Annotated in this window: 12 protein-coding genes; 5 read left to right on the forward strand and 7 right to left on the reverse strand. The window is 37.0% G+C overall.

What is annotated here, in order from left to right:
• Positions 1-112: 112 nt before the first annotated feature.
• The 4 genes from phaC (at position 113) to C9J46_RS08005 (ending at position 4,419) form a co-directional block, all read left to right on the forward strand.
• A complete protein-coding gene (gene phaC, locus C9J46_RS07990) occupies positions 113-1,888 on the forward strand; it encodes a class I poly(R)-hydroxyalkanoic acid synthase (RefSeq protein WP_107206997.1) in 1,776 nt (591 codons plus the stop codon).
• Positions 1,889-2,099: 211 nt separating this feature from the next.
• On the forward strand, positions 2,100-3,509 hold the full coding sequence (locus tag C9J46_RS07995) for an undecaprenyl-phosphate glucose phosphotransferase (protein ID WP_107246813.1): 1,410 nt from the start codon (positions 2,100-2,102) through the stop codon (positions 3,507-3,509).
• 111 nt (positions 3,510-3,620) lie between these two features.
• The gene (locus C9J46_RS08000; RefSeq protein WP_107206995.1) at positions 3,621-4,025 is read left to right on the forward strand and encodes a DUF4332 domain-containing protein; all 405 of its coding nucleotides are present in this window, start codon (positions 3,621-3,623) and stop codon (positions 4,023-4,025) included.
• A 97-nt stretch (positions 4,026-4,122) separates the two neighbouring features.
• Positions 4,123-4,419, forward strand: coding sequence for a DUF1496 domain-containing protein (locus tag C9J46_RS08005; protein ID WP_233217721.1), 297 nt, complete (start codon positions 4,123-4,125; stop codon positions 4,417-4,419).
• Between the two features lie 63 nt (positions 4,420-4,482).
• On the opposite strand, the gene C9J46_RS08010 is transcribed toward C9J46_RS08005, so the two are convergent.
• From C9J46_RS08010 to C9J46_RS08040, 7 genes are all read right to left on the reverse strand, one after another.
• Entirely contained in the window at positions 4,483-4,782 is a 300-nt protein-coding gene (locus C9J46_RS08010) for a DUF406 family protein (RefSeq protein WP_005364200.1), read from the reverse strand.
• A gap of 115 nt (positions 4,783-4,897) precedes the next feature.
• Complete coding sequence (locus C9J46_RS08015) at positions 4,898-6,814, reverse strand: ATP-dependent DNA helicase RecQ (RefSeq protein WP_107246811.1); 1,917 nt, start codon at positions 6,812-6,814, stop codon at positions 4,898-4,900.
• A gap of 111 nt (positions 6,815-6,925) precedes the next feature.
• On the reverse strand, positions 6,926-7,270 hold the full coding sequence (locus tag C9J46_RS08020; RefSeq protein WP_107206992.1) for a hypothetical protein: 345 nt from the start codon (positions 7,268-7,270) through the stop codon (positions 6,926-6,928).
• Positions 7,271-7,409: 139 nt separating this feature from the next.
• Entirely contained in the window at positions 7,410-7,898 is a 489-nt protein-coding gene (locus C9J46_RS08025; RefSeq protein WP_107206991.1) for a TIGR00645 family protein, read from the reverse strand.
• A 171-nt stretch (positions 7,899-8,069) separates the two neighbouring features.
• Positions 8,070-8,933 (reverse strand): phospholipase A, encoded by an 864-nt coding sequence (locus C9J46_RS08030; RefSeq protein WP_107207115.1) that lies wholly within the window; start codon positions 8,931-8,933, stop codon positions 8,070-8,072.
• Positions 8,934-9,111: 178 nt separating this feature from the next.
• Entirely contained in the window at positions 9,112-12,156 is a 3,045-nt protein-coding gene (locus C9J46_RS08035) for an efflux RND transporter permease subunit (protein ID WP_107206990.1), read from the reverse strand.
• A 4-nt stretch (positions 12,157-12,160) separates the two neighbouring features.
• Positions 12,161-13,273, reverse strand: a complete 1,113-nt coding sequence (locus tag C9J46_RS08040; protein ID WP_369917489.1) for an efflux RND transporter periplasmic adaptor subunit — start codon at positions 13,271-13,273, stop codon at positions 12,161-12,163.
• A 187-nt stretch (positions 13,274-13,460) separates the two neighbouring features.
• On the opposite strand from C9J46_RS08040, the gene C9J46_RS08045 reads away from it, so the two are divergent.
• Positions 13,461-14,060: a TetR/AcrR family transcriptional regulator gene (locus C9J46_RS08045; protein ID WP_107207113.1), complete on the forward strand. Its 600-nt coding sequence runs from the start codon at positions 13,461-13,463 to the stop codon at positions 14,058-14,060.
• The last annotated feature ends 149 nt before the right edge of the window (positions 14,061-14,209 follow it).

A 14,209-nucleotide genomic window follows, 5' to 3' on the forward strand; every position in this document is an offset into this window, starting at 1 on the left:
CTAGTCGCTCTCATTTATATGAGGGCGACTTTTTTGTTACAGCTTATCTCAATTATGCTGAGTCAACTGTTCCTTAGTGTAATTGAATTAGTCCAAGTACAGGGTTTTTGTTATGAACAATCACTTCTTTTCGGACTACTTTGCCAAGCTCCAAGATATGAACCAGCTATGGTGGAAGGAGTTAGACTCCGGCAAGGCAGCCATGAACACCCCATTAAATAAAGCGCTGAATGATATTAATTTGGAAGATACTGCAGAGTTTTTTGAAAAAGCAGCATCACAGCCAGCAGCACTTGCTCAAGTCCAAATGGATTGGTGGGAAAAACAAGTAAAAATCTGGCAGAACATCGCGATGCCATCAACTGATGGTGGACAATCTCTAATTAAACCAGCAAAAGATGATAAACGTTTTAGCGATCCTGCGTGGGAAAATGAAGCGTTTTACAATTATATTAAGCAATCTTATTTGCTTTTTAGCGACTCAATGCGTGAAGCGATTGATTCTATTGAAGGTGTTGATGAGAAGGCAAAAGAGCGTTTAGGCTTTTTTTCACGCCAAGCAATCAATGCGATGTCGCCAACAAACTTTGTTACTACAAACCCAGAACTGGCTAAGTTGACCGTTGAAACTAATGGTGAAAACTTAATTAAAGGGATGGAGTTACTGCAAGAAGACATGCAGAGCAGTGCGGATGTCCTGAAAATTCGCATGACTAATCGCGACGCATTCCAACTGGGTGTCAATATTGCAAATACTGATGGTGACGTCGTATTTAAAAATGAGTTATTTGAACTTATTCAATATAAGCCATTAACTGAAAATGTTAATAGTACACCATTGTTAATTGTTCCTCCGTTTATCAATAAATATTATATCCTTGATTTACGTGAAAATAACTCAATGGTTCGTTGGCTTGTAGAGCAAGGTCATACTGTCTTTATGATGTCTTGGAGAAATCCAGGTACACCACAAAGGGAGGTGGATTTTGAAAACTATGTACTAGACGGTGTTATCCCTGCCGTTGACGCTATTGAAGATATCACTGGCGAAAAACAAATCAATGCAGCGGGTTACTGTATTGGTGGTACATTATTAGCTACTACTCTGGCGTATTACGCAGCAAAACGCATGCGTAATCGTATTAAATCAGCAACATTCTTCACAACATTACTCGATTTTTCACAACCGGGTGAAATTGGTGCTTATGTTAATGATCCATTAGTATCAGCAATTGAAGCACAGAATGATGTAAATGGTTATATGGACGGCCGCTCTTTGAGTGTGACGTTTAGTTTATTGCGTGAAAATAGCCTTTATTGGAATTATTATGTCAATAATTACTTAAAAGGTAATAGCCCAATAGACTTCGATTTACTTTATTGGAACGGTGATAGTACGAATGTTACAGCTGCATGTCATAGTACTATTTTACGCGAGTTTTATTTAAATAATAAGTTAGTCGATAATAAAGGAATAAAAATTGGTGGTGTTTTTATTGATTTATCTAAAATCAAAGTACCAACATACTTTATTTCTACTCAAGAAGATCATATCGCTTTATGGCAAGGTACATACAGAGGCGCTCAGAAATTAAGTGGGAAGTCGACATTTGTACTAGGAGAGTCTGGTCATATTGCTGGGATTGTAAATCATCCTAAAAAGAATAAATATGGTTTTTGGCTAAGTGATAAGCAAGAAGAAAACCCAGAATCTTGGTTAGATAATGCTAAACGTCAAGATGGCTCTTGGTGGACGCATTGGGATACTTGGTTAGGGGATTTTAATAAGAAAGAAAAAGTGCCGGCACGCGAAATTGGAAGTGATAATTATAAAGCACTTTATACAGCGCCTGGAGATTATGTAAAAGAAACACTGCCACTTAAATAACTCCTCTGAATGAATAAGGCTCAGCATTATAAATGCTGAGCTTTTTTTTTGACATAAATATGATATTTTAAATCAGCCATTTTAGATAAAATGTATATACTAGTTGTGATTCATGTATTATTTAACGATTTACGATGTTGATATCTGAACAAAAATAAAAATAATTGTCAGAATGTAGAATTTTCCTATTGGAAATAAAACGGGCGTGTTAATGAATAGAAAAACTCTTGAAGTAGCCGATGATGGTTATTCATTTATAATTAATTTTTTTGATTTTTTAGTTATAAATTTCTCTCTTACTCTTGTCTATGCATTTTTTGCCCAAGAACCATCACCGTTTGATTTATTATACGGTATTTTTATCAGCGTTACTTTCGTCGGTTGTGGCCACTACGTTGGTTTTTATGACAAAGAAAATCGTGCTAACTATCGACGAATGACTTTGCGCTTATTAGGTAACTTTTTACTTGTTGAGTTCTGTGTTTTATCGATAACGTTTTTCTTCGCTTTTATTGATCATGTCAATGTACGGGGCTTTATTGGAAATATAGGACTTTCGTGGTTTTTATTATCGTTTCTGATTATTTGGAGTTCGCGTGTTGCTGTTTATTATGTAACTAAATACATTGGTCGCCATAAAAAAACACATCGTATTGCTATTCTAGGAATGACAACAGCGGGTTTAGCAATAGAGAAAGCATTATTAGAGAAATACAAAAATACGAATTTTGAAATTAGTTATTATGATGATCGTGGTGAAGAACGCTTTAGTTATTTAACGAAATCTCAGTGTAAAGGGAAAGTTAACAAGCTTATTTCCTTTGCAAAAAAAGGCGAAATTGATGATGTGTATGTCGCTTTGCCTATGGTTGCCAAAGAACGTATACATTTCTTCTTACATCAGTTATCAGATACAACGGTTGATACTTTTGTGGTACCTGATCTCTTTACTTATAATTTGAATGCTTCTCAAATTTGTCGTGTGGGTAATGTGGAGACATTGAGTGTTTTTGCGAGTCCTTTTGAAGGTATTGGTGATTACATTAAGCGTCTGGAAGATTTGATTATTGGTAGTGTGATTACACTTCTTATCTCACCTGTACTTATCGCTGTTGCTATCGGTGTTAAATTGAGTTCGCCTGGTCCTATTTTATTTAAGCAAGATCGTTATGGTCTTCGTGGTAACAAAATTAAAGTGTGGAAATTCCGTTCCATGAAAGTAATGGAAAATAACCATGTGGTGAAACAAGCAACTAAAAATGATCCACGAGTGACTAAATTCGGTGCGTTTATTCGTCGAACATCACTAGATGAATTGCCACAGTTTATTAATGTATTGCAAGGCACCATGTCGATTGTAGGTCCGCGTCCTCACGCTGTCGCACACAATGAAGAATATCGAATTCTTGTCGATAACTATATGATTCGTCATAAAATCAAACCTGGCATCACGGGGCTTGCACAAATAAGTGGTTATCGTGGTGAAACGGACACGCTTGATAAGATGGAAAAACGAATTCAATATGATATTCGTTATATGCAGAATTGGAGCTTAGTCTTAGATTTAAAGATTATTTTCTTAACCATTTTTAAAGGCTTTGTCAGCGAAACGGCATATTAATTTACCTCCATTACTGGATTGAAATTATTTTTTGCATTTTTTTGAGTTTTTTAATTTTCTGTTGTCTATTATGTTGTAACGACGGGCTTTATTTAATATTTGGAGCGGGTAATGACTAAACTAGCAACTATTGAAGGTATCGGTGAAGTATATGCGGCTAAATTAGAAGCGGCAGATGTCCATACGATGGAGCAATTATTAGATAAAGGTCAGAAACCTGCAGGCCGAAAAGCTATTGCTGAAGCAACGGGCATTAGTAGTAAATTAGTATTAAAGTGGATTAACCGAGCTGATTTATCTCGTGTTAAAGGTATTAGCACTCAATACGCTGATTTACTAGAGTTTTCTGGTGTTGATACGGTTCCAGAACTTGCGCAGCGTAATGCAGAAAATTTACATGCAAAAATGCTAGAAGTGAATGAAGAAAAGGCACTAGTTCGTCAATTACCGGCATTGAAAAGTGTTCAAGATTGGATTGCACAAGCGAAGGAATTGCCTCGAGCAATTGAATATTAATATTTTATCTAATCAGAAAGCAGCCATTTTGGCTGCTTTTTTATTATTTGAAATATATAGTCGCCTATAGAAATAAAGGATTTGAATGGAGTTTGGGATGATGAACGGGCGTTCTATTAATTGTTTCGTAATAAGTTGCTTAGTAATGATGCTCTTAAGCCTACCGACACAGGCGAAAAACTACAGTGTTACAGATACGTCAAAAATAGAGCCAAGTATTGAGTTTAATCTTGATGGGCAAGTAACTAATCAGCGTTTATGCTTCTATGAGGATAAAGCTTATTCATTGGGCGCGATTATTGATATTGGTGGTTATAAACTTCAGTGCGCTGTTGAAAATGAAGTGGAATTAAACGGTCGTTTAATGTGGAAAAACTTAGTACCAGTAAAATAAAAGAAAGCCAGCAATGATTATCTATATTGATAATCATTGCTGGCTTAAGCTAAAGAACAATAATTACTTAGCTAGAGAGCGGCTACGAAGTTCGAAAATTAGCTTCTCAGCACTGCATTCGAATTGAATACGCGCTGTTAATTCAGTGCTATTTTCATCTACTGGGGTTGTTTCAACTTTGTAGTTAGCATTCACTTCTTTTGCTAGTGCAAGGTAGTTTGCTAATTCTACTTCTAGTGCATCTTTACCTTGAGCAAAGATTTGAACGTCTGCAGTATCATCGTTTTCTTTGATGATAAAACCGAGTTCACCTGATACACCACATGCTTCACAAACTTGGTATTCTTCTTTTTCAATAGTCATAACTTTAATCCCCATCGGTTAAGGGGCTATTCTAGAACGTTGTGATGTAGATCGCTATTCATTAATAATGAAAAGTGAGTTTCATATATCTAAATTGATAAAGAATTAACATAGATTAGCCATATAAGCGTGTAATGTGAGCAAAAGTTTGCTCAAAGGGGTACGCTTCAAGTTGACCAAAACCATCAAATTGCTTGGCTTTTATCTTGGTGGTCAATGGTGTTGTCATACCATTTAAAAATCGTGTAATAGCAGCAACAGATGGTGCTATATCACATGCATTGATGAATTGATCGCACCATTGGGTTAAAACGTGATCGGAAACCTCTGGTAGTGTCGGTAATGGTGGCAATGTGATACTTTTTCCTCGACAAACAGAGCAATGGTTACAATGTTCCGGAGCATGATGATCAGCAAAATAACGCGCTAATTGATAACTTAAACAGGTTTTGCTTTCAAAAAAATCAATCATACTATTGATACGTTTTATTTCACTATGCTCTTTTTGTTGGAACAGTTGATACAGCGCCTCACTCTCAACACCGATATCAAAGTGATGATTTTTGATAGCATATACGTCAGTCATTTGTTTGCTTTCTAAAGTGATCCAACCTTTTTCATTAAAATAGTCAATCGCAGCAACAACACGTTTTCTATCTGCATTATAGCCTTGCCATAATGCGTCCATATCTAGTGTATTCCATACTCTTGCTTTTGTTGAACAAGCAAAAATTGCTTCGACGAACTGGCGACGCTCATTATTAAAATGCGATAAAATTTCATGCTGGCTAATGTTGAGCTTGTAACGGTAATCAGCAAAATAAGTATATTGAGGCTCAATGATCTGGCGAATCTCTAAATAGACCAATAGTGTTTTTAAAGGCAATAATCGAATATTGGCATCTTTTGATAGCCGATTATTCATTACTTCCCACTGTTGTGATTGTGCTTTGATTTCATGTAATACGGTTGCTATCGAACTGCGATCAGGAGTATCTCCATAAATGAAATTTTGTAGCACATTTAGACCTGATTTATTTGCAATGACTGTGCAGGTTGAGTTTTCACCATCACGACCAGCACGACCTATTTCCTGACTATAGTTTTCAATTGATTTTGGTAGATCGAAGTGTATCACTTGGCGAATATCAGATTTGTCGATCCCCATGCCAAAGGCGATGGTGGCAACAATGCAATTGATTTCTCCTGCCATAAACTGTTGTTGTATATGCTGGCGGCGATCGGCATCCATACCTGCATGGTAAGCTTGAGCGGGAATATGATTACTTGTGAGAGTTGCCGCAATCTCTTCTGCAGTATGCTGTAAAGTGACGTAAACAATAGATGGTGTATTGGGTTGTGCTATCAATTGTTGCTGTAGTACATCCAATTTTTCATCATCTTGGGCTGCCAAAATAGAGAGATCAAGATTCTTGCGATAGAAACCTGTTACGACGATATCATCTTTTGCAATATTGAATTTATCTTGCATATCATTAATAACAGCTGGCGTCGCCGTGGCTGTTAGTAGTAATACTTGTGGAATATTTAAAGACTGTTGGTAATAAGGTAATTTCAGGTAATCGGGTCTGAAATTGTGCCCCCATTCTGAAATACAGTGAGCTTCATCAACGACGAGTAATGAGATAGGGACTTGACTGATAAAATGTCTAAAGCGCTCATTTTTCAATCGCTCAACAGAGATCATTAATACTTTAATTTCGCCTTGGCGAATATTTTGCATAACTTGCTGAGTCTGTTGCCAAGTTTGGCTTGAGTCGATAGATGCTGCGGGAATACCTTTTGATGCAAGGAAATCCAACTGATCTTTCATTAATGCTAAGAGTGGTGAGATCACCAGTGTTAAGTGTGGTAATTCAATTGCTGGGAGTTGGTAACACAGTGATTTACCCGAGCCAGTAGGAAAAATAGCGGCTGCAGAATGGCCATCAAGAACACGAGTAATGACTTCTTCCTGACCTGTTCTAAGAGAATCAAAACCAAAATATTTTTTAAGTGTTTGATGATACATGCTGAATACTCAATTGTCTTAATTGATAGCATCATACCGTATGTTGATGTCATAAGGGGAATGAGATATTAAATCACGTTACAAAATTGCGAAATAATTATCGTTGTATTCCTACCGACTAAATATATTTAAAGGAATATGTAAATGGAAACCATAAGCATCATTCTCACTATACGACGTGATATACAAACGTGTATCAGAATCAAAACTTATGGCGATATTTGCTTCTTGATAGTGAGATGATGTTGGTTTTAACGAAAGTGGCTGAAAATTGTTTAACGCTTTGTTTGCACATAAGCCAGCATGGAAAAATGATAGTTGGAGGAGTGTATTACAGTTTGAAGAATCAAACGTTAATGCTGTTTTTGCTTCGAAGGTAGTAATAGGGGAATGATTATTAAAACTATACGCTGATGGTGATGAAAGAAGCACAAAAAACAATAAGTATAATTTCATTGGTCTTTCTCGTTATTGGGATATAACAAGAAAATGCATATAGTGTTCCAATATGATGTTTATTGCTAATTATTCGAGAAAAAGGAAAAATAAATCGTTTGTAGATAACGCGTGAACGCATCCTTGCGTTGCTGTTTACTTAGTGTTTTGTGATTTTATCAAGATATCCCATAGCAAAAGCAGATAATACAAAGGTAATATGAATTAGCAGGTACCATATTAATTTTGAGTTATCAATATTTTCTATATTCATAAATATTTTTAATAAATGAATTGAAGATATTGCAACAATAGAGGCTGATACTTTGTTTTTCAATGAGCTTGCATCAAGTTTACCTAACCAGCCTAATTTGTCGTCATGATCATCGAGATCTAGGCGTGAAACGAAGTTTTCATAGCCAGAAAACATCACCATAACAACGAGTCCGCCAACAAGAGCAATATCAACAAGTGAAAGAATAATCAGAACTAAGTCCATACTTTTCATTGTGATAATAACTGGGATTAGATCAAATATCTCTTGAAAGAATTTCACTGAAAGTGCCAATAACACAAAGCTGAGACCGAAGTAGATAGGTGCCATTAACCAACGTGACCCATACATTATTCGTTCAAATAGTTTTTCCATCACAAAGTGTCTCGTAAAAGGGGGGAAGGGTAATCTAAAGTGGGATTTTAGATCGAAAATCTAGAAGTGAATAGTTAGAATGCACGATGAAAGCATTTTTTGCTGAAAATTTTATGCTTGAAGTAAATAAAAGGCTCTATCTTAAGATTACAGATAGAACCTCTTTACTGATTAAAAAGAAAAACCAATACCACCTGCATTATCGTAATGGTTGTAGTCAGAGATCGAAATACCGTAACCACTTTCTAACATCATATATCCACGTAGGCGCTTATAGATTGGAAAACTCCAGGTAATGCGCTCATAACCACGTGAAAATCCACTTTCTAAAGCGTTACGCACGGTTAATGAAATCAGATTATTATTATCAACAGCCCAGTTCATGCTGATGCGTCCGTATCCCATGTAGTTGGTAATATCTTTATTGTAATCTTTTGCACCAAAGTCGAGACGTAGCCATGGCTTGATACTTAATGTGTAGTTGTTATGTTCGAATGTGAAATCAGCAAATGCACGATTCCAGCTTCTTTCTTGTTCGCCGCCTCTACCATTAGATTCATGGACGAGACCAACCGTTGTTCCAGCATACCCCAACGCATTATTTTCGGCTTTTTCAGGAAGGGTCCAAAAAATAGATGGCTCATATTCAGTGTCCCTAAAATAGGCTGAAGAAGCGTACGCTTGCCAATTTGAACGCTGTGTATAAGTAACATAGAGCTTGTCGTTTCTATTTAAAACACCAGATGCTAAACGGTACTTTAGGCTGATCTGAAAGTTAACGTTGTACTTACTTAATTTACCGTCTTCAGGAATAATCGATTGGTATTCTTGATAGTTAGGTTTTTGAGTGTAGTAAAAAGGTAGAACGTAATTGTCTTTGTACTGCTGAAGCAATAGATTATTTGAGCTTGAGTAATCTAACGAGTTATTAACCACTTCTTCAGCTAAAACATTACTAGAAAAAAAAGAACAGCCAATTAGCAGGGTAGAAAAAAGTAGAGGGTATCTAATTGGTTGCCATACAAATTGCGTCATAATTTTTATCGTCACAGTCATTTAAGAGTAAATTCTTATTATCATAGACAGAATTTTTATATTATGTATACAGATATTAATGAAATCATAAATTGGTTGGGTTTATTTATTAAAATAAGTATGAAAAAGGGACGTATTACAATACGTCCCTTGGATAAGATATCTGGCTATGTGGTTACTATTGTGATTCGATTTCCACTTTAAACAGTACTGCATAAAGTAGTGGAATAATCACCAAAGTTAAAATGGTTGCAAACAATAAACCAAACATGATTGTTACTGCCATACTCTTGAAGAAAGGATCAATAAGTAAAGGAGCAACGCCTAAAATTGTGGTTAATGCACCAAGTAAAACAGGGCGTGCACGACTTAAGGCTGAGTCAATAATCGCTTGATAAGGTGTTTTGCCTTCTTTTATTTCTACATCTGTTTGGTCAACCAGAACAATCGCATTTTTAACCATCATACCAATTAAGCTAAGGAAGCCAAGAATAGCCATAAACTCGAAAGGTGTTTGGAAAATAACCAGACCAATGGTAACGCCAATAATAGCTAATGGCGCTGTTAGCCAAATAATCAATGGCTGTTTTAATGCATTAAACATAAATATCACGGATAAAATCATCGCAGCAAAACCATAAGGTGCAGAAATCGCGAGTCCTTCATTTGCGTCTTTGGATGCTTTATATTCACCGTACCATGTCAATTTATAACCTGGTGGTAACTCGATAGCTTCGATTTTTCCACGCAGTTCATTAAATGCATCGGCCGTCAGTACACCTGGTGCAGGATCTGCCTGAACCAAAATGGTTGGTATACGGTTAATTCGACGTAAGATGGCATCTTCCCACGTGACATTAACAGATTCGATTAATTGGCTAACAGAGATTGGTCCATTGACCATACGACTATGGACTTCTGTGTTTTCAATAGCACGTTCATGAGTACGTTCACTTTCTGGCGCACGAACAACAATTGGAATTAAGTCATTTCCTTCACGATATACACCAACCGTTCGACCTGATAGCGTTTGTGCAATTGCTTGGCTAATTTCCTGATTGGTTAGTCCATAACGTTGCGCTTTTTCTGTTGAATAAACAGGTTTAATAACAGGTACTTGTTGACGCCAATCATCTTGAACGGCAATCAAGTTTTGATCAGACAGCATGATTGACTTCGCTTGTTCAGCAAGATCACGTAGGACTCTACTGTCAGGGCCTTGGAAACCGGCTTCAATTTTTTTACCGCCCCCACGACCTAGCATGAATTTCCATACTTTGATCGAGGCTTCTGGGTATTTATTATCAAGCTCAGTTTGTAACTCAACAAGTAATGGAGCTATGTTACGGTAATCATCAATATCAATCAGTAATTGACCATAACTTGGATTGCGTGCTTCTGGTGCATAAGTCAGCATAAAGCGTAAGCCACCACCACCAATGAAGCTTGAGATATTCCCGATACCTTCTTTATTGGTAATATCTTGTTCAATCCGAGCGATCGTTTTTTCTGTATTGGTGATGTCTGTTCCCTGAGGAAGGTAGACATCAACAACAAATTGCGCACGTTGTGATTCTGGCATAAAGCCAGGTGGTACAAATTTCATCCCCCAAATAGCGCCAACCAGTGTTGCCAGTAGCAATGCCCCAGTTATTTTACGGTGTGACAAAACCCAAGTTAATAAAGCTTTGTAACTTTCTACAATTTTACTTGGCTTAGTATCTTGTTGTTTGATCTTAACTTTTAAGAACTGATGGCACAGTAACGGTGTTACGGTAACAGCAAAGACCCAGCTAAGTAACATTGAGTATAAGATCACCCAAAATAGCGAACCGGCATATTCACCCATATCTGACGGTGATAAGCCAATCGCACTGAAAGCACAAATACCCACAACAGTACCGCCTAAAAGCGGCCATTTAGTTGCATTGACAACCTCTGGAATAACGACATTACGATCTTCATTGTTTTGGAGGCGTACCAGAATACTGTCAGTTACCACAATGGCATTATCTACTAACATGCCTAATGCGATGATCAGCGCACCTAACGAAATTCGTTGCATTGCGATGTCATCAATTAACATGATGCATAGAGTACCGGCCACTGTTAAAAGCAATACAAAGCCAATAATCACGCCAGATCGAATACCCATAAATAGCAGTAAAACGATGAAAACAATCACCACAGCAGCAATCAAGTTATCGATAAAATTCGTTACCGAATCACGAACAGAGTCTGATTGCATTGAGATAATATGAAGATCCATACCCAGTGGACGTTGGTTTTCAAGTTCAGCAATACGCGCTTTAACCGCATCACCCATATCAACCACGTTACCACCAGTGACATTGGAAATACCAAAGCCAATCGCCCGTTCACCATTAAAGCGCATTAGCATGCTAGTGGGTTCTTGATAACCTCGGCTAACATCGGCAATGTCTTTTAAACGTAAAACAGTATGGTTATCACCAATACCAATTTGAAGGTTACGTAAATCTTCAAATGAATTAACGTTAGGTGTTGGAATAACAGGTAAACGCATACCATTAGATGTCAGACTACCTGCAACATTAACAATATTTTGTTTTTGTAATACTGATAAAACGTTATCAACTGACAAACCATAATTAGCTAAGCGCTCACTGGTGATCTCAACAAAAATACCTTCTTGTTGCTCTGCTAATGTTGCCGTTTTAGCTACACCAGGTACTAACACAAGTTCACGACGCAGTGAATCAACATAGTCTTGTATTTGCTTATCGGTAAAGCCTTCTCCCGTTACAGCGAAAAATAGCGCATAAACATCAGAGAAGTCATCGTTTACGATTGATGGGCCAGCACCAGGAGGAAGAAGACGTTGGGCATCAACAACTTTACGACGTAGCTTATCCCAAACTTGTTGAAGCGCTGCCTGATCTTTTGAAAATTCAAGTTTTATCTCAACAGTAACTTCTGACATCCCTTGTTTGGAAACAGACTTAACTTCTTTTAGTTCCTGTAAAGATTGCACCGCACCTTCAATGACATCTGTGACTTCGTCGGAAACTTCTTGTGCTGTTGCTCCTGAATAAGGGGTAACAATGACGGCTTGGCGGATCACAAATTCAGGATCTTCAAAACGACCTAGCTTTAAGTAACTGATGTAACCGCCAATTAAGATCAGTGCAATGATCACCCAAACACTTGTTCGTTTGGCGATGGTATAGCGAGCGATATCCATCTATTTACGCTCCATTTTTTGTGTTATCAGTGTATGGGCGTACTTCCATACCTGGCTTCAACTTAGATACACCAGCGATGACAATACGTTCACCAACTGTTAGGCCATTAAGAACGGTAATACAGTTTTTGTTGACACTCCCCACTGTGATGTAGCGTTTTGATACTGAATTGTCTTTATTCACCACCCATACAAATTGTTTGCTCTTGTTATCTGGAACGACAGATGCCAGTGGAACAATAATTGGGTTTCGGTTTTCTTGTGGACACAATGCTAGGTTTGGAGAAACTTTAACGGGCATACCTGGTAAGAGATTTAACCCTTTGTCGTCGTTAATACTAAGGACAACAGAGAAGGTTTGTGTGATCGGATCGGCTTGGGTTGAGTAGGTACGCAAACTCAAAGGTAATAATTGATCTGTATTGTTATTTAACTCTGCAACAGCTTTATTACATGTCATTCCTGCAAGCATGACACTGTCTGTAATATTAATAACCACTTCTAAGTCATCAATATTATGTAATGTTAATACCGGATTATTAGCTTGAATTTGAACGTGATTATCAATTAATTTACGTCCAATGATACCACTAAATGGTGCAACTAACTGGGTGTAATTTAGCTTGTTTTTCGCTTCTTTTACCCGGTTTTGTGCCAAGTTATATCGGACAATAAGTTTATCTAAATCACTTTTAGAAATCGCTTGGCTGCTTTCATAGATGGCTTTACCACGTTGGTAAGCTTTGCTTGCATCTGTTAATTCAAGTTGTGCAGCGGCAAAAATAGTTTGGGCATCTTTGGGATCAAGCTTTGCTAATAGTTGACCTTTAGTCACACGGTCACCTTCGTTAACAAAGATATGGTTTACTCGACCTGTAACTTGAAATGATAAATCGGCACGTTGCGCAGAACGAATGACACCGTTAAAGCTCAAATTAGTATTTGCTTTGGGCTTTACAATTTCAGTAAGCGCAGGGCTAATGATGGGTTCTTGAACTTGTTCTTGTTGTTCTTTATCGCCACAACCTGACAGTGCGACAAGCACGATTGAAAAACTCACTGCGAGTTTACTAAATGAGAATGATGCCATTTTAGACATTGCTGATTGAGTTTTCACCGGATTCTCCGCTATCAGTATGGGACGGTATAAAAATTAGAAAACATGTTTATTTGTATGGAAATATAACAAGTAAACTTTTGGGTGTATTTTATGGGGGAATGGTATTTTGTAAACTACTAAGTGTACTTTTTTGTGACAAAATGTTAGATTAGGATCACAGGTGGTGAAAATAGGCAGTGAATCAATGAAGCAAACAGAACGTAAACATTTAGCAATTATTGCGGCAGCAAAAGCAGAATTTATCGAACATGGATTTATTGCTGCCAATATGGATAGAATTTCACAGGTTGCTGAAGTATCAAAACGGACTTTATATCGTCATTTTGATAGTAAAGAAACGCTATTTATTTCAGTATTGAAGATCATTCAAGACTCAGTGAATGAAAATGTGCAATACCATTTTGATCCACAAATGCCATTAAAAACACAGTTAATTGAAATTACACGTCGTGAAGTTGATATTTTGTACCATACGTATGGTATTTCTCTTTCTCGTATTATTGTAATGGAATTTATTCGCCAGCCAGAATTAGCTAAAAACTTAGTGAAAGATTTGTATAGCACCAGTGCAATTGCAGATTGGTTTAAATTGGCTATTGAAGAAAAAGCAATTGTTGATAAAGATGTCGCTTTGTTAACAAATATCTACATGAGTTTATTCCAAGGCTTATTTTTCTGGCCTCAAGTCATGGAGCTAGCGCCACCTTGTGAAGGTATGCAAGTAGAAGAAAATATTAATACTGTTGTTGATGTATTTTTGAATTCGTTTGCTATTGCCAAGTAATATTCTTCATAAAAAAGATATCTCGATATTTACAATATTACTTCACGTTTATTTGATATATAGCATGATATAATCCCTCTAAGAAATAGGTTGGGAAAGTAAATACTTATTTGTAGTTATTGAATGGTGGTGTATATTTGCTTTAGCAA

The sequence above is a fragment of the Photobacterium sp. GB-36 genome (assembly GCF_003026135.1).
Taxonomy (GTDB): domain Bacteria; phylum Pseudomonadota; class Gammaproteobacteria; order Enterobacterales; family Vibrionaceae; genus Photobacterium.